Origin of the sequence: Paracholeplasma brassicae (assembly GCF_000967915.1) — a bacterium.
Classification (GTDB): domain Bacteria; phylum Bacillota_I; class Bacilli_A; order Acholeplasmatales; family UBA5453; genus Paracholeplasma; species Paracholeplasma brassicae.
Genome location: NC_022549.1, coordinates 1,281,335 through 1,297,500, shown reverse-complemented (window position 1 = coordinate 1,297,500; position 16,166 = coordinate 1,281,335). Strand labels below are relative to the sequence as shown.

The 16,166-nt window shown below is 35.8% G+C and carries 19 protein-coding genes and 1 pseudogene; 16 read left to right on the top strand and 4 right to left on the bottom strand.

The genetic code is table 11. The features are described from left to right. The first annotated feature begins 79 nt into the window (after nt 1-79). A complete protein-coding gene (locus BN853_RS06105; RefSeq protein ID WP_030005083.1) occupies nt 80-673 on the top strand; it encodes a TetR/AcrR family transcriptional regulator in 594 nt (197 codons plus the stop codon). A gap of 36 nt (nt 674-709) precedes the next feature. Here the strand turns inward: BN853_RS06105 and BN853_RS06100 are convergent, their stop codons facing one another. After that, nucleotides 710-1,408 carry a DsbA family oxidoreductase gene (locus tag BN853_RS06100; RefSeq protein ID WP_030005082.1) on the bottom strand — a complete coding sequence of 233 codons (699 nt, stop codon included), beginning with the start codon at nt 1,406-1,408 and terminating at the stop codon, nt 710-712. A gap of 184 nt (nt 1,409-1,592) precedes the next feature. Here BN853_RS06100 and BN853_RS06095 point away from each other — a divergent pair, with 184 nt between their 5' ends. The 8 genes from BN853_RS06095 (at nt 1,593) to BN853_RS06060 (ending at nt 9,375) form a co-directional block, all read left to right on the top strand. After that, entirely contained in the window at nt 1,593-2,513 is a 921-nt protein-coding gene (locus tag BN853_RS06095; protein WP_030005081.1) for a metal ABC transporter solute-binding protein, Zn/Mn family, read from the top strand. Further along, on the top strand, nt 2,510-3,244 hold the full coding sequence (locus tag BN853_RS06090) for a metal ABC transporter ATP-binding protein (RefSeq protein ID WP_030005080.1): 735 nt from the start codon (nt 2,510-2,512) through the stop codon (nt 3,242-3,244). The genes BN853_RS06095 and BN853_RS06090 overlap by 4 nt, the downstream gene beginning before the upstream one ends. Further along, nucleotides 3,237-4,268 carry a metal ABC transporter permease gene (locus BN853_RS06085; protein WP_030005079.1) on the top strand — a complete coding sequence of 344 codons (1,032 nt, stop codon included), beginning with the start codon at nt 3,237-3,239 and terminating at the stop codon, nt 4,266-4,268. The genes BN853_RS06090 and BN853_RS06085 overlap by 8 nt, the downstream gene beginning before the upstream one ends. Next, nucleotides 4,265-5,362, top strand: a complete 1,098-nt coding sequence (locus BN853_RS06080) for a metal ABC transporter permease (RefSeq protein WP_030005078.1) — start codon at nt 4,265-4,267, stop codon at nt 5,360-5,362. Before BN853_RS06085 ends, BN853_RS06080 begins: the two co-directional genes overlap by 4 nt. A gap of 52 nt (nt 5,363-5,414) precedes the next feature. Continuing rightward, on the top strand, nt 5,415-6,065 hold the full coding sequence (locus BN853_RS06075) for a metal-dependent transcriptional regulator (protein WP_030005077.1): 651 nt from the start codon (nt 5,415-5,417) through the stop codon (nt 6,063-6,065). A 223-nt stretch (nt 6,066-6,288) separates the two neighbouring features. Then, nucleotides 6,289-6,501: a DUF3427 domain-containing protein gene (locus BN853_RS06070; RefSeq protein WP_282430944.1), complete on the top strand. Its 213-nt coding sequence runs from the start codon at nt 6,289-6,291 to the stop codon at nt 6,499-6,501. A gap of 67 nt (nt 6,502-6,568) precedes the next feature. Beyond that, nucleotides 6,569-6,952 (top strand): (deoxy)nucleoside triphosphate pyrophosphohydrolase, encoded by a 384-nt coding sequence (locus BN853_RS06065; protein ID WP_030005075.1) that lies wholly within the window; start codon nt 6,569-6,571, stop codon nt 6,950-6,952. Between the two features lie 71 nt (nt 6,953-7,023). Then, the gene (locus BN853_RS06060) at nt 7,024-9,375 is read left to right on the top strand and encodes an ATP-dependent DNA helicase (protein ID WP_030005074.1); all 2,352 of its coding nucleotides are present in this window, start codon (nt 7,024-7,026) and stop codon (nt 9,373-9,375) included. Here BN853_RS06060 and BN853_RS06055 read toward each other — a convergent pair. From BN853_RS06055 to BN853_RS06045, 3 genes are read right to left on the bottom strand one after another with little or no spacing between them, the layout of a single operon-like run. After that, entirely contained in the window at nt 9,372-10,277 is a 906-nt protein-coding gene (locus tag BN853_RS06055) for a phosphate acyltransferase (RefSeq protein ID WP_030005073.1), read from the bottom strand. The two genes, BN853_RS06060 and BN853_RS06055, sit on opposite strands and share 4 nt — an antisense overlap. A gap of 1 nt (nt 10,278) precedes the next feature. After that, nucleotides 10,279-11,358 (bottom strand): butyrate kinase, encoded by a 1,080-nt coding sequence (gene buk, locus BN853_RS06050; RefSeq protein ID WP_030005072.1) that lies wholly within the window; start codon nt 11,356-11,358, stop codon nt 10,279-10,281. Further along, on the bottom strand, nt 11,351-11,881 hold the full coding sequence (locus BN853_RS06045) for a GNAT family N-acetyltransferase (protein ID WP_030005071.1): 531 nt from the start codon (nt 11,879-11,881) through the stop codon (nt 11,351-11,353). Before BN853_RS06045 ends, buk begins: the two co-directional genes overlap by 8 nt. A gap of 163 nt (nt 11,882-12,044) precedes the next feature. Between BN853_RS06045 and BN853_RS06040 the strand changes: the two genes are divergently transcribed. The 7 genes and pseudogenes from BN853_RS06040 to BN853_RS06015 all read left to right on the top strand — a co-directional run bounded on the left by BN853_RS06040 (nt 12,045) and on the right by BN853_RS06015 (nt 16,162). After that, entirely contained in the window at nt 12,045-12,416 is a 372-nt protein-coding gene (locus BN853_RS06040) for an HIT family protein (protein WP_030005070.1), read from the top strand. 147 nt (nt 12,417-12,563) lie between these two features. After that, on the top strand, nt 12,564-12,782 hold the full coding sequence (locus BN853_RS06035; protein WP_030005069.1) for a hypothetical protein: 219 nt from the start codon (nt 12,564-12,566) through the stop codon (nt 12,780-12,782). 98 nt (nt 12,783-12,880) lie between these two features. Continuing rightward, nucleotides 12,881-13,441: pseudogene (locus tag BN853_RS09205) on the top strand (ABC transporter ATP-binding protein); the annotation flags it as partial. Beyond that, a complete protein-coding gene (locus BN853_RS09200) occupies nt 13,436-13,831 on the top strand; it encodes an ATP-binding protein DrrA1-3 family domain-containing protein (protein WP_427909981.1) in 396 nt (131 codons plus the stop codon). The pseudogene BN853_RS09205 and the gene BN853_RS09200, both read left to right, overlap by 6 nt. After that, nucleotides 13,824-14,714, top strand: coding sequence for an ABC transporter permease (locus BN853_RS06025; protein ID WP_030005067.1), 891 nt, complete (start codon nt 13,824-13,826; stop codon nt 14,712-14,714). Before BN853_RS09200 ends, BN853_RS06025 begins: the two co-directional genes overlap by 8 nt. A 1-nt stretch (nt 14,715) precedes the next feature. After that, nucleotides 14,716-15,417, top strand: coding sequence for an ABC transporter ATP-binding protein (locus BN853_RS06020; RefSeq protein ID WP_030005066.1), 702 nt, complete (start codon nt 14,716-14,718; stop codon nt 15,415-15,417). After that, nucleotides 15,410-16,162, top strand: a complete 753-nt coding sequence (locus BN853_RS06015) for a hypothetical protein (RefSeq protein ID WP_030005065.1) — start codon at nt 15,410-15,412, stop codon at nt 16,160-16,162. The genes BN853_RS06020 and BN853_RS06015 overlap by 8 nt, the downstream gene beginning before the upstream one ends. Nucleotides 16,163-16,166 lie beyond the last annotated feature (4 nt).

The following is a 16,166-nucleotide window of genomic DNA, read 5'->3' as shown; positions in this document are numbered from 1 at the left end:
TAAATAGACATTTTAATTTTAACCGAAATATGATATAAATGAGATATGAAATGACGTTTGAAAATGGAAGGTGAGAAAAATGAAGGCAAATGACATCAAAGAACGTATTTTAGAAACAACCAAGCGATTGTTGATTGAACAAGGACAAGTGACAATCAAAGACATCACAAGTGCTAGCTATACCAACATTGCAAGTGTGAATTACCACTTTGGCTCAAAAGAAGCGTTATTAGAACGAATAACCAAAGAAGCCATTGATGTACTAAAAAATGATGTGGTCTCAATTTTGTTAAAAGAAGGTGAAAATCGAAACAAACATCAGTTATTAGAAGAGATAATCGACTATATTTACACCTATTGCTTAGAGAATATCGGCATTATTTCTTACTTGTTTTTGTCTACGGATTATCAGATTTCATCTTCAAATTTGCTAATCGATACATTTTTTAGTGATAACGAGTTCACAAGATTCATTTACCAAGAGGTCGGGTTAACCTCAAAACTGCTCAATCAAACACAAATCAAAGCCAGATATATGGTTTTGTTCTCTAGTTTTGCTATGCCTCTTTTTATTTCAATCTCAAAAAACCAGACTAAGGAAAAAGATACCTTATTAAGTGATCTAGAGTTTAGAAAATTCTTCATTGAAGAAATATTAAGGATTGTAAATTAATCAAAAAGGAAGCCTCAAAGTTGAGACTTCCTTTTTTTAGATGTCACAGTCGTCTGCTTTACACGAGCCGCTATTTTGACTATCTAATGGTTGAATTGGATTTTGTTCCTGCCAAAGTTGGTTTAGTGTTTGAAGGATATATGCCTCATCTTGTGCACCTGAAATACCATATTTGCGGTTTAAGACGAAGAAGGGGACACCTTGAACGCCAATTTGTCTGCCCTCAAGAATTTGATTGTTTACCTCATCTTCAAATAAATCAGATTCAAGCACGTTTTTCGCTTCTAAGACATCGAAACCAAGTGATTCGACGAGTTCTAATAACGTTTCATGGTTTGCCAAGTTTTTTCCTTCGGTAAAATATGCGTGCATGAAGCGTTCGGTTAGGCTCGCTTCTTGATTAAATGTGTTTGCCCACTTGGCTAAACGATGCGCATCACGTGTGTTTGTCATCTGAATTAAGTCATAACGATATGTTAAACCGACGCTTTTGGCTGTTTGTGTAAACAAATCAAAGCGTTTTTTTGTCTGTTCAACACTCATGTTGTGTGAACGAGCAAAACTATGATACGCGTCTTCCTTCATTTCTTTTGGTGCATTTGGGTTTAATTGATAGGCTTTATAGGTGAGGTTAACCTCTTTTTTGTGAGGAAACTTTTCTAAAGCTTTTTCGAAGTGCTTTTTACCGATGTAGCAAAAAGGGCATGCGAAATCAGACCATACTTCAATATTCATTTGATATACCTCCATTAAGTATTTGATCGACTCTATTATGACAAACGTTTGTACTTTTCACAACAAATACGCATTCTAATTAAACATCTTATTTAGAATTAAAATATATTAGCTTGATTATGCTTGTAAAATAATGATATACTAAAAATAGTTTTAAGGTATACCATAAAATAAGGAGAACATGATGAAGAGATATTTGATACTAATCAATTTAATACTAACGATCGTTGCTTTACAAGGCTGTGTGAAGGGCTATGAGTACCAAGAAGGTAAAATCAATGTGGTTGCAACCACAACGATGCTGGGCGATTTGGCAAAACAAATCGGTGGTGAGGACGTTAGTGTTACGACGCTCATGGGTGTTGGGGTTGACCCGCACTTATACACACCAAAGCCTAGTGACACGAGTGCGCTCAAAAAAGCAGACTTTGTGCTTTTTAATGGCGAACATTTAGAAGGTAAGATGACGACAATACTTGAATCGATTATTCAGGATAAGCACGGACTAGACGCAGCTAAAAGTATTGAAGAACGCGGGATTTCTCTATTGACAGACGCGTTTGATAACGTTGACCCTCACATTTGGTTTGATGTCTCAAACTGGATGATTGTGGCTGAGAACCTAGCCAATGAGTTCATGAGAATAGATCAGGAAAACAAGCCAAACTATGAAAAAAATCTGGATACCTATTTGACTAAACTGGCCAGTCTTGATCAATACATTAAACAACAGGTGTCATTAATCAATGAAGAAAGTCGTGTGTTAATTACGGCACACGATGCCTTTGGCTATTTTGGCAAAGCTTACGGGTTTGAAATCCACGGTGTACAAGGGATATCGACAGAGTCAGAGGCCACAATCGAAGACATCAACGCTATGGTAAATCTAATCATTTCAAGAAATATAAAAGCGATTTTTGTTGAACTTTCTGTGTCTTCTAAAACCGTAGAAGCTTTAATTAACCAGGCAAAGAGTAGAGGTTATGAACTATCAATTGGTGGGACACTTTATAGCGACTCATTAGGTGATGGGGTTTATCAAAGCTATATTGAAGCGTTTAAACGAAACGTTGACTTAATTGTTGAGGGGTTGAAAGACAAATGAAAACACACGTTACAATCGAAAATTTAATCGTGGCTTATGAAGACAAACCCGTACTGTTTGATATTGATTTAACAATAAATAGAGGGCAATTGATTGCGATTGTTGGACCAAATGGGGCTGGTAAATCGACGTTAATCAAAGCAATGATTAATCTAGTAATAAAAACAACGGGTCATGTGTTTTTTGATGGAAAGACATACGAAGACTATAAAAAAAATATCGCGTACGTGCCACAACGCAATACCGTCGACTGGGATTTTCCAACCACGGTAAAAGATGTGGTGCTCATGGGGCGATATCATGAACTCAAGTGGTATCAAAAACCAAGTAAAACCTACATTAGCGAGGCACGTGCTGCGTTAGAAAAAGTGGGTATGTTGGCGTTTGAAAATAGACAGATTAGCAAGCTTTCTGGTGGGCAACAACAAAGAGTGTTTTTAGCAAGAGCGCTTTTTACGAACGCCTCACTTTACTTAATGGATGAACCGTTTCAAGGCGTAGATGATCAAACTGAAAAAGCAATCATTGACGTTTTAAGACTATTAAAACAAGAAAAGAAGACCGTCCTTGTTGTGCATCATGACTTATCAACGGTTAGTGAATATTTTGATGAGGTTATCTTGATCAATAAAAGACTAATTGCCCATGGGAATGTCAAGGACGTATTTACAAATGAAAACATTGCAGAGACCTTTAAAGGCACTAAAACAAGGAGTAAAATCGATGTTTGAGTTTAGTTATACCTTTCGATTGGTCATGATTGCAACGGCAATGATTGGTGCTATTTCAGGCATCTTAGGTGTCTTTTTAACACTTTCTAAAAAAAGTTTGGTCAGTGATGCGTTATCTCATAGTGCATTACCTGGTGTGGTGTTGGCTTTCATCATAACAAAAGAAGCGAGTGGTTTGGTCTTTATGTTTGGTGCGTTTGTTGCAAGCGTGTTTGCGTTAATCTTAATTGACTTTATTAAGAAATATAGTCCAATTAAGAATGATACAAGTCTAGCCTTAATCTTATCGTCATTTTTTGGGTTTGGACAAGTGCTATTATCACTAATTAGAGATACAGCAGGAAGTAATCAAGCCAGACTCAATGCGTTTATATTTGGCCAAGCAGCAACAATCAATCAAACCGATGTTTTCGTTCTTTATGGGATTTTATTTATCGTGATTTTAGTGATTGTCGTATTCTACCGACCGATGAAGCTTTATGTCTTTGACCCGGTGTTCTATCAAAGCTTAGGTTATCAAAAAAAACTAGCCGAGGTATTAATCAACTTTCTGCTTATTTTGGTCGTCATCTCAGGGATTCAAATGGTTGGTGTTATCTTAATGAGTGCGCTCTTAATCGCCCCAGCCATCGCAGCAAGGCTATTATCAAATCAGTTTAAAAATAACTTAGTGTTAGCCATGATGATTGGGATTTTATCTGCAGTCATAGGGACGTTTTTAGGACAACGATTACCAACAGGCCCTGTGATCGTGGTAATTACCTCTTCGGTAGCCCTGATGATGTTGTTATTCTCAAAGAATGGACTTGTTAGAGAAATTTATATAGACTTTAGATTTAAAAAACAGATTAAAGTGTATCTGCCACTCATTTTGTTTTATGAAACCAATGAGTATAGTCACCCCTTTGTCCTTGCTTGTCCGACTTACTTAAAACAAGGCTATGTGATCAAACGAAATGACGATTATGTCGTCAGTAAAGAAGGCGTCCGATTGATTGACTCATTGATGGGAGGGGTATCATGACCATTTCAATTTTAATCATTCTCATACTAACGTCAATCTCAACATCCATTTTAGGTGTTTACTTGGTTCTTAAGAAAACCGCTATGATGATTGATTCCATTTCTCATACGGTTCTTTTAGGGATTGTGTTGGCATACATGCTTGTAAAAGACCTTAATTCGCCTTTTTTAATCATCGGAGCGACTCTGATGGGATTATTTACCACTTATTTGACCGAAGCGCTAATAAAGTCATCAAAGACGAAAGAGGATGCTGCGATCGGGCTCGTTTTCCCGCTCTTATTTAGTGTCGCAATCATTTTAGTTTCGACGAAATTCAGTGGCATTCATTTAGACATCGATGCGGTGCTTTTAGGTAAGCTTGAATTGTCCATTTTTGATGAACTTGTGATCAATCAAGTCAACTTAGGACCCAGACTGTTATACGTCACGGGCGTAGTGACATTGATTAATGTCTTATTCTTCATTCGAAATTACAAATCGATTAAGCTAATTACATTTGATGAGTTATTTGCGAAAACCATTGGGATTCCAGTGGTGTTGATTCACTATTTGTTGATGACGCTTGTATCATTAACGGCTGTGAGTGCGTTTGATGCGGTAGGATCAATACTGGTTGTGGCCTTAATGGTTGGACCAGCGGCCACCGCACGATTAATCACTAAAGAGTTTAAGCCAATGGTTTTAGTAGCGATGGGGGTATCTATTTTTAATGCCGTCCTTGGATTTATGGTTGCCTATTTGCTTGACATCAATGTCTCAGGCGTCGTAGCAACAATCACGCTTGTTAGCTTTTTACTCGTCTTGTTATTCCAAAAAGAATCCGGTGCGATTTCAAGAAGCTACAAGGAATATCAAAAGAAAAAACGTTTTTTGATGTTATCATTAATGCTTCATTTGGATAATCACCAAGACAATCCTTCAAGAACAAAATTGACGAAACTACCAATAGAACTGAATTGGAGTGATAAACGTTTTTTAAGTGTTTTAAACGAAGGCATCAAAAAAGGGTATTTTATAAACCAACAAGGACATCTGTTCTTTTTAGATGATGGCTATCAAAAGTACAAACAATTCTTAATTGATTTGGATTAACTTCATAATAATTGGTATACTATAGTTAAAAGACTTGAAAAGAAGGTATGTTATGTATTACGCAGAAGAAGATTATATTAAGTTAATATACGAACTTGCGATTGAAAATGACGTTGAGCTCATTAAGACTTCCGATCTATCCTCTAAGTTTGGCTACACCGATCAGTCCGTCAATGAAATGATTAAAAAACTTAGTCAAAAAGGATTAGTAACCTTTATTCCCTATAAAGGAATTAAACTGACAGAAACTGGCCTTGAACAAGCCATAAGGATGACTAGAAGTCACCGTATCTGGGAAGTTTTTTTGACTGAAAAACTCGGTTTTTTATGGCAAGACGTTCATGAAGAAGCCGAACGTTTAGAACACGCAACCTCACCAAGACTGGTTGAAAAACTGTTTGATTACTTGGGTAGACCGACGCATTGTAGTCATGGTAATCCAATCCCAAGCATCAAAGGCCCGACACAAAATCCGGCAAGATTATCCTTACTGTCATTAAATCAGAATGAATCGTTTAAATTAATAAGGGTGTTAGACCATAAAGAGCTTTTAACCTTTTTAAATAAAAACCAAATCAATTTAGGTGATACCATCAAAGTGGTAGAAAAAATGGCATTTGAAGATTTGTTGAAGATTGATGTCAATGATAAAGAGATGATTATCTCAAGCAAAGTAGCCGATATGTTGTTTGGGGAAATGTAAGATAACAAATAAACCTCTGCGAAAGCTTAGGTTTTTTATTTTGTTAGATATCAATTATTCGGTCTTAAATAGATTATTGTGAGGTACAATGGTTTATAAGAGATGAGGTCTGAACAAATGAATCTAATACAAAACCAGATAAAATTTATAAAAAACGATCGTGATAAGTCATTCTATCATCATTTAATTAATTCACTAGAAGGATGCAAACGATTTTCTTTTAGTGTGGCAATCAATGAATCGAACAACTCAAATGAGTGAGGATGGTCAAAACATGATTGAACACGTTAAGCGTGGATTTAACTTACATTTACTGGTTCGTAAATCCGCACTAAATGGTGGTCTTAGAAGTGGCTATAGTGAGAATTTTATCTACTTAGGCAAAGTAAAAGTATTGAACTACGAAGGGAATAACCCGATCACGTTCCAATTTTAACTAGAAAACGAAGTCCCTTTCGACTTGTATAGAAAACTGACATTAAAAATAGAAAAGAGTGAAGAAAATGAAAAAAAGAATAGAAGTAGTCGCAGCGGTAATCAAAAAGGATAACACGTATTTTTGTGCACAACGTAAAGATCAGGGAGAACTTGCAAGAAAGTGGGAGTTTCCAGGCGGAAAGATTGAAAAAGGGGAAACCCAAGCAAAGGCACTAAAGAGGGAAATAAAAGAAGAGTTAAACACCATTATTGAGGTAAAAGATTTTCTAATTACAGTGAATCATGAGTATAATACGTTTAATTTAGTGATGCACGCTTATGAGTGTGAAGTGATTGAGGGAGATCTTGATACTACAGAGCATTTAGATCAGAAATGGTTAACAAAAGAAGAAATGGCCGCTTTTGATTTTGCAGCAGCAGATTTACCAATTATTGATATCTTAAACTAACAATAAAGGTCCTTAGGGATCTTTTGTTTTATTCTTTATCAAATAAGGTATAATTGAAATAGGTGAATTAGATGAATAAAACATACAAAGTCGGTGTTAGAGATTTAGTCACGTTCTTGTATCAAAGTGGGGATTTATCAAGTGAAAACTTCCAAAATGTGGTTGCACTTGAAGGAATAAATGCCCATCAGCACATTCAAGGGCAGTACGAAATCGATGACATCAGTGAATACCCAATTGAATATATGAGTAAAATTGAAGGGTATGAGTTTACGCTTTCAGGACGTATCGATGGGGTAAAGAAAAAACTAAATGACTATCGATTAGAAGAAATAAAATCAACAAAGAAGAACATCTTTGACGATTATTTTTTCTATTCAAATGAACACTTAGCTCAATTAAAACTATACAGTTACATGTTCATGAAGAACAATCACCTATTTGATTTAAACACAGAACTCACCTACATTCAAATTAGTGATTATAAAACAAGAGGATTCGAATTCTATTTTACACTTGAAGAATTAGAACCATTTTATATCGAATCGTTAACAAATTATTTACAATGGCTACAAATTCTTGAAGCGCATCAGATAAAGAAAGAAGGTTCAATTGAAACCTTAAAGTTTCCTTTTGGTGAGTATCGTAAAGGTCAAAGAGAGATGATGACCTATGTCTATAGTAGTGTCAAACAAAAAGAAACCCTATTTGCAGTCGCTCCAACGGGGATTGGTAAGACAATGGCCGCATTATTTTCAAGTATTAAAGCATTGGATAATGACAAGCAAAAGATCTTTTATGCAACGGCAAAAAATCAAGGTAAGGACGTCGCTATTGAAGCACTTCAAACGCTACACCAAAACGGATTAGAAACCAAAATGATCGAAATCACATCAAAAGACACTATTTGTTTTTTAGAAAAAAGAGATTGTGATCCCAAAAAATGCCCGTTTGCGAAAGGGTTCTTTGATCGGTTGACTGAGGCGATGCAAGACATCTTTATGAATGAAACCATATTAACAAAAGAGGTTATTGAAGAGTACGCTAGAAAACACATGGTTTGTCCCTTTGAATATTCCTTATACGTTTCTTACTTTGTCGATGTGATCGTTTGTGACTATAATTATGTGTTTGACCCTAGAGTTCATTTGATTCGTTACTTTGATGATGAGACCTATCAACCGATTGTCCTTGTTGATGAAGCACATAACCTGATTAGCCGATCAAGAGATATGTATTCGGCTAAACTATCGAAAGAAGATTTGATTGACCTTAGAAAAAAAGGCAGTAAATTAAAACCCTCCATTCGAAATCAAGTCAATAAAGTCATTGAGTATTTTGACACGCTTGATGAAAAACTTGCAGAAGCGCATCTACTTAGTAATGATTTACCGGATTATACGCTTTCTGAAAAAGTGACCTTTTTAATGAAAAAGATTCAAAGTTCATTAAAAGAAAATCAAGACTATCCTAAAAAATCAGAAGTGATGGAAGGTTATTTAAAACTACTAAACTATTCGGTGATTATGGAGTATTACAATCAAGCATATAAAACCAACGTGATGAGACAAGGTGATGACTTGGTCGTTAGTCTTTCTTGTCTTGATGCGAGTGAATATTTGAAACAAACAATTAATAATAAGATTCAATCTGCGGTGTTTTTTAGTGCAACCTTAAGTCCACTAGATTACTATAAAACGCTTATCAATCAAAACGAAGGCTACGATTTAACGATTGCCTCCCCATTTGACCCATCAAGACTAAAAGTGATTGTGATGGACCAAATCAATACACGATTTCAACACAGAGAAGCAAGTTTAGATGTAATTGTTGAAGTCATCAAAAAAGTAGTTGCGCAAAAAAAGGGAAACTACATTGTCTTTTTCCCTAGTTATCAGTATTTAAATGCGGTAAAAAAAGTCTTACCTAAGAGCCTTGATGCGCTAATAATCGTACAAGAACGTGACATGAATGTGCAATCAAGGGATGAAACGTTGCTTAAATTTAGGGCGGACTCACCAATTTCTCAACTTGGATTTTTTGTGATGGGCGGTGTGTTCTCAGAGGGCATTGATTACGTGGGTAATATGCTTAATGGGGTAATTATTGTTGGGGTTGGAATGCCAATGCTTAACCACGAAAATGATCAGTTGAAAAGTTATTATGACCTGACGTTTCAAAAAGGATTTGACTACGCCTACACTTATCCTGGGATGAATAAAGTCATTCAAGCGGTTGGTCGTGTGATCAGAAGAGATGACGATTACGGGGTTGCGATACTAATTGATGATCGCTTCTCAAAATCGGTTTATCGCAAGCTTATGCCTTCTCATTGGACAAACCAACAGGTGTGTAAAACACCAGAAGCGCTTGAAATGGTATTAAGTGATTTTTGGCTAGAAATGGAGAAAAAAAAGGACTAAATGTCCTTTTTTTCACATAATAATGAGGCAAGTAAGATGGAGTGATACTTTGTAACTGATGAATCGGCTCTTGAGGTAACAACGATTGGAAAAGAAGCACCTAAGACAACAGAAGCACTTTTTGCCTCACTTAAAAACATCAGTGATTTGTAAAAGATGTTACCGGCTTCTAGATTCGGCATGACTAAGAAATCCGCATCACCTGCAACGAGGTTATCCACTTGTTTGTGCGTTGCTGATTCTTTATTGATCGCGTTATCAAGCTGAAGTGGGCCTTCAATGATCGCCCCGTAAAAATCCTCATTTAAGCTGAGTTCTTTTAATTGTTGTGCAATTAGGGTAGATTCAAGCTTTTCGTTTGTTTTCTCGACAGCGGATAATACCGCAACCTTTGCTTGATTAATGCCAAGCTTGTGTAAGAGACCAACACCATTTTTTATGATTTCGATTTTTGTTTCAAATGACTGGTCAATATTCATTGCGGCATCAGAGAGTAAAAAAGGTTTATGATAAAAAGCAGTTTCAACGAGTGTGGCATGTGTCATGCGGTTACTTTTACGAAAACCATATTTTTTATCAAGCACTTTTTTTAGGATGAGTTTTGTATCAATTAGGCCTTTCATTAAGAAATCGGCACGTCCGTTTTGAATGACAAGCATCGAAATTGATAAAGCGAAATCGACGTCCGATTCGTCAATGATTTCATAAGACGTCGGATCAATTGATAAAGAAGACATCAAATGGAGTAATTTGTTCTTATCGTCAATTAGGATGGCCTTGATCAAACCGTTTTTTCTAGCCATCTCAACAGCAAGAAGAACGTGGTTGTCACAGGCACAAGGAATGACGACCGTTTTTGGACGATCATTTGTTTGACTTAGTAAGTTTTCTAGAAGTTGCATGTTATCCTCCATAATGTTTGATTTGGTCTTTGTGATCCTTACAAGTTAAGACACCTAGGGCTAAGGCAAGCATTTCATCTTCACCTTCATAAACTGTGATGGGAGCCAAGAAGTCAATTCGAGATTTAATTAAGGACACGATGGTAGCATTATAAGAAAGACCACCTGTAAGGATGATGCCGTCAATTTTTCCACTGAGTACACAAGCCATTGAACCAATTTCTTTTGCGACCTGGTAACACATGGCTTCTAGGACGTTTTTTGCGTAGGTATTGCCTTCGTTAATCATTTCCATCACTTTCAAACCTTCATTGGTATTTAGGTGATTAACAAACCCACCACCCCCAGCAATCAATTTTAAGAGTGATTCTTTGGATGGTTTTTGGGTATATATGTAGTCAATTAAATCAATGACAGGTAGGCTTCCAGTACGCTCAGGTGACATTGGTCCATCCCCATTTAGAGCGTTATTAACGTCAATGACACGACCCAAATGGTGTGCGCCAACGCTAATGCCACCACCTAGATGGCAGACAATTAAGTTTAGTGACTCATAGGGTTTGTTATGCTCTTTTGCATAACGTTTAGCGACCATTTTCTGATTAAGGGCATGAAAAATCGAACGACGCTTGAGGGATTTTAAGCCCGTCATTTTAGCAATACCGGTCATTTCATCGACCACCACAGGGTCAACAAAATAAGCATCAATTGCTAATTCGTTAGAGAGTTCATAGGCAATCAAAGCACCAAGGTTTGATGCGTGTTCGCCGTATTTAGCGTTTTTCAAGTCATTGATGACGGCGTCATTAATTAAATAGGTGCCACTTTCAATTGGTTTTAACATGCCGCCTCTTGAGACAATACTGTTAAGTGATCTTAAATCAAACTGGTGTTTTGCCAAAGCATCTTTAATGGTTTCTAAACGAAACTGGAATTGACTAACAATGCTTTTGTATGTCCTAAGTGTTTCTTCTTTGTGTGAGATGCTTTCTTTAAATAGAAGTGTGTCATGATTAAATACAGCAATTTTAGTTGAGGTTGATCCTGGGTTTATTGCGAGTATGTAAAAGGGTTTACTCATGTTTTTTTTCCTCATAACTAATCCAAAAACGTTGGATGATTTCGTGGTCGGTGACGTCATAAACTTCGTCTTTGAGCACACCGCCACACGCTTCAATGGTCTTTCTTGATGCGATGTTTGATTTATCACAGACCATCAATATATTCTTAATGCCTTTTTCTCTTGCTTTTTCGATTGCGAGGTCAAGCATGATTTTACTTAAACCGTTACCTCTAGCGCTTGGCTTTAAGCCGTAGGCAATATGACCACGTATTTTAAATAATATGTCGTCTAAGTAGTGTCTGATGTTAACAAAACCCAATAATTCCTTATGCTCATTGACAAAAAAGTAGTTTGAATCAGGCACGTAGCCTTTTGGTAAATTAATGTCATGTTCTGCACGGTAAAACTCATCAAGCATTTGCTCGTATGTTTTATCTTTTAAGTCCGAAGTGACTGGCGTTAATGATTCGTCTTTCCAGTCGTTTATGTAAGCCTCATAGGCTGTTTTCATTTCAATCGTTGGTTTAATCAATCGGTACATCAAAATCCACTCCATTTCTTGTTTTAGATAGTTAATAAAATGAAATAACAATCAAAAATATGAAAGAAAAATTGAAATTCCATTGTTATTTTAACATAAAATAGGGTAAAATATAACATCATATCACTAATAATTGAAGGTGATATCAAATGGAGGTAAGTCTATGTGTTTATTTTGTGATAAGTATAAAAACAAAGAAGAAATCATTTATGAGAATGACTTAGTGTTTGTTGTTAAAGATTACTACCCAGTGTCAAAAGGACATATGCTCGTGATAACCAAAAGACATATCCTAAATTATTTTGATAGCACAAGAGAAGAGCGTATTGCGGTTGACGATGCCGTTGTTGATTTAAAGAAAATAATCGATCGTAAGTTCATGCCTGATGGGTATAACATTGGAACAAACGTCGGTTATGCGGCCGGTCAATCGGTACTTCATTTTCATGTTCATGTGATTCCACGCTATCGCGGGGATGTTGATAACCCACGTGGTGGGGTTAGAGGCGTTATTCCTGCGAAACAAAACTATTGATAAAAAGCTTCAATTTCCAAGTCTTTTTCGTCAGTTTTCCATAAATCTTAAAAAAAATAGTAATTTATTCTAAATTGTGTTATATTATAATTAGTATAGACGTGTCGGTAGACAAATAGATCGTCTTCAAAAGCAAGGAGAGAAAGCATGAGAGACTATATTTTAACGGTTGTCGGTTCATTACTTAATTTTGTAGGTGTTGGTTTATTGCTTGTTACGTTCTTAAAACTCTTTTCAATTAATGGCACAGATCAAGAACAAATCATGGCGAGTTTTGATACGCTAATTTATGGTATGTTTACGATGCTTAGCTTTATTTGTGGATTTGGACTACTAGCGATGCGAAATCGTCTAACATCAAAATAACAAAATCTAATACAAAAATGACACCAAATAGGTGTCATTTTTTTGTAAGAATTGTAAATTTAGTGAATTACTAAAAAAATCTTTAATTTAAAGAAATCATGTGTTATGATAATAATAGAAAAGTAGGGGTGATTTTTTATATGCAACGAAGGGTTTTACTAGAAGTATCGAACTTAAAGAAGTATTACAAAGACATCAAAGCAGTCGATGATGTCTCATTTTCTGTTTTAGAAGGTAGTTTATTTTCTTTTTTAGGTCCAAATGGGGCAGGGAAATCGACCACCATCAAGATGATTACCACGTTATTAGAAAAAGATGGGGGTAAATTCTTGTTAAATGGCACCGATGATAAAGAGCAACTTAGAAGACAAATCGGGGTGGTGTTTCAAGAAAATGTATTAGATCCAGACTTAACGGTAAGAGAAAATCTAATCTTGAGAGGGGCCTTGTATCTAAAAACAAAAGAGGCCGTTTTAGTTAGATACAACCAGTTGGTTGAAAAACTGCAATTAAAAGAAATTGAGAACCAACGTTTCAAAACGCTGTCTGGTGGTCAAAAACGCAGGGTTGAAATTGCAAGAGCACTTTTTTCTAACCCAGTCCTGTTATTGCTTGATGAACCGACCACCGGTCTTGACCCAGAGACCAGAAAGATGGTTTGGCAAGTCATTGAAAAACTCAGAAAAGAAGAAAACATCACAGTCTTCTTAACGACGCATTACATGGAAGAAGCGGCAAACGCGGATTACATTGTCATTATTGATAAAGGTAAAATTAAAGTTGAAGGTAGCCCACAAGAACTTAAAGAAACGTATTCGAAAGACTACTTTCGCGTCGTTCCTAACGATAAAGTCGCGCTTGAGGCTTACTTCACAAAGAAAAAGCACAACTATATTAAATCAGGTCAACAATATCAAATCGAAATCAATGATTCAACTGACTCACTTTTAGTCATTGATGAAATTAGAACTAACATAAAATCATTTGAAGTAGTCAAAGGCACACTTGATGATGTATTCATCAATGTGATTGGTGAGAATCATGTATGAAATAACAAACTTAACCCTAAGAAGTATTAAAATATTTATTAGGGATAAAACCGCGGTTTTCTTTTCGTTTTTAAGCATCATTATCTTACTGGCGCTTTATTTTCTATTCATCGGAAAAAGTTATGGTAGTGGTCTTGATTTTATCGATCCAAAGCTCGTTAGTTTCTTAGTTACCTCACAAATGATGGGTGGGGTCTTAGTCATCAATACCTTAACGCTTTCTTTAGGTGTGGTAGGTAGTTTTATTGTCGATATGGAACAACGTCGCTTAGATGCGTTTTTAGTCACACCGGTCAAACGCTATAAAATCATTTTAAGTTACTACTTTAGTGCGATTATTGTGACCTTATTCTTTAGTTTTATTATGTGGCTTGTGACAATATTATATGTCTACGTGAACACGGGTTATTTTTATGGTATTGGCATTATTTTAAAGGTTAGTGGGTTGTTGGTATTCTACACGTTTATCTCGACCTCGATTATGATATTTATCATTTCATTTTTAAAGAGTGTCAATGCATTTGGTACGTTATCGGGGGTGCTTGGTACATTTGTCGGGTTTGCCTCTGGTATTTATATGCCTTTGGTACAACTTGGATCAGTTGTGCAAAAGGTGGCTTCGGTCATCCCGTTTACGCACATGACGATTTTATTAAAACGAGTCATGCTTGAAGTCCCTTATGAGGCGGTACTTAAACAAAACTTTGGTGACACTGATGCACAACAAGTCGTTGATGACATCGCAGTTTATTATGGGACAAATGAAATTGGGTTATTCGGTTTGGATGTCAACTTAACGGTGTTACTCAGTCTTTGTAGTTTACTTGCCGTTGGCGTTTTGATTTTAACCACTTACCGAATCAGTAAAAGGATGGGAAAATAAAATGAATGAATTAATCAAGATTGAAGCATTAACTAAAAACTATCAACGATTTAAAGCGCTTGATGGGGTTAATCTGCAAATAGAAAAAGGTAAAATCATTGGCCTACTTGGTCCGAATGGTTCTGGGAAAACAACTCTGATTAAAGTCATTACAGGGTTATTAAAACAATACGATGGAAAAGTCTATATCGATGGCAAATTAATTAGTTACGACTCAAAGTCTGTGATTAGTTACTTACCAGATCAATTGTATTTTGATTCTTGGATGAAGATCAAAGACGTCAAACGTTATTTTAAAGACATGTTTAGTGATTTTAACGTTGATAAATTTGATTCGCTAATGACCACATTTAAAATTGAGGATCGTAAATACATTAAAAAACTATCCAAAGGTAATCAAGAAAAATTACAGTTAGCCTTAATCCTTTCAAGAGAAGCAAAAATCTACATATTTGATGAACCAATTGGTGGGGTAGACCCGGCATTAAGAGATACCATCTTAAATGCGATTATGGCACACCACACACCAGAGTCGACGATTATTCTTTCAACGCATCAAATTTATGACGTTGAAAACTTGTTTGATCAAGTGATCTTCTTAAAAGAAGGTAAAGTCTTATTACATGAGGATTTAGATAAGGTGTTAGAAGCCTCAGGTAAGAGTTTGTTAGAAACCTTCAAGGAGGTATTTAGATATGTTTAGAAAATTAGTCAAACATGAGTTTTTGGCGTCTTATCGTAGCTATCTACCGGTATACGTAGCCGTTATTGTTTTTTCGATTATTACGCCTTTAACTAGACAAATCAAACTAAGTGAGGTAAGCACGTTATTAATGAGTGTGCTTGGTTTGTTAATGGCTGCACTTGTATTTTTAACCCTTTATAACATTATCATTAGTGTTGGTAAGCGTGTTTATGGTAAACCAGGGTATTTATTGTTTGCAACACCGGTATCAGCTTTACAGATTATCTTATCAAAAGTCCTTGTTAATGTGTTTTGGGGATTTAGCTCTATCCTAATTGCCATTTTGGCTTTTAGTGGGTTCCTACTTAGTATTTCACTTGATGGTTTTATTGGATTCTATCAATCGATTGGGACGTTGTTTGTGTTTGAAAACACATTTGAGATATTCTCATTCTTAATGTTAGCTTTATTCTATATGACTTACACCATCCTACTGATTATGTTGACGTTTGCTGTTACAAACGCCTTATATAAGGGTGAACATAAAGTGATTGTTGGTTTTGTCGTCTATTTTGTTATCTCTCAGATAACAGGCATTTTAACCTCGATATTTACAGTTGGCCCACTATTTTTATTCAGTGGTCTTGGTAATACAAATGCAATGAACTTCATTTGGTATTTTACATTGATCTATTTTGCACTTGCTAGCATATTTTTCTATCTTGTTTATGTTTCGATTGAAAAGAAATTAGAACTACAATAATATG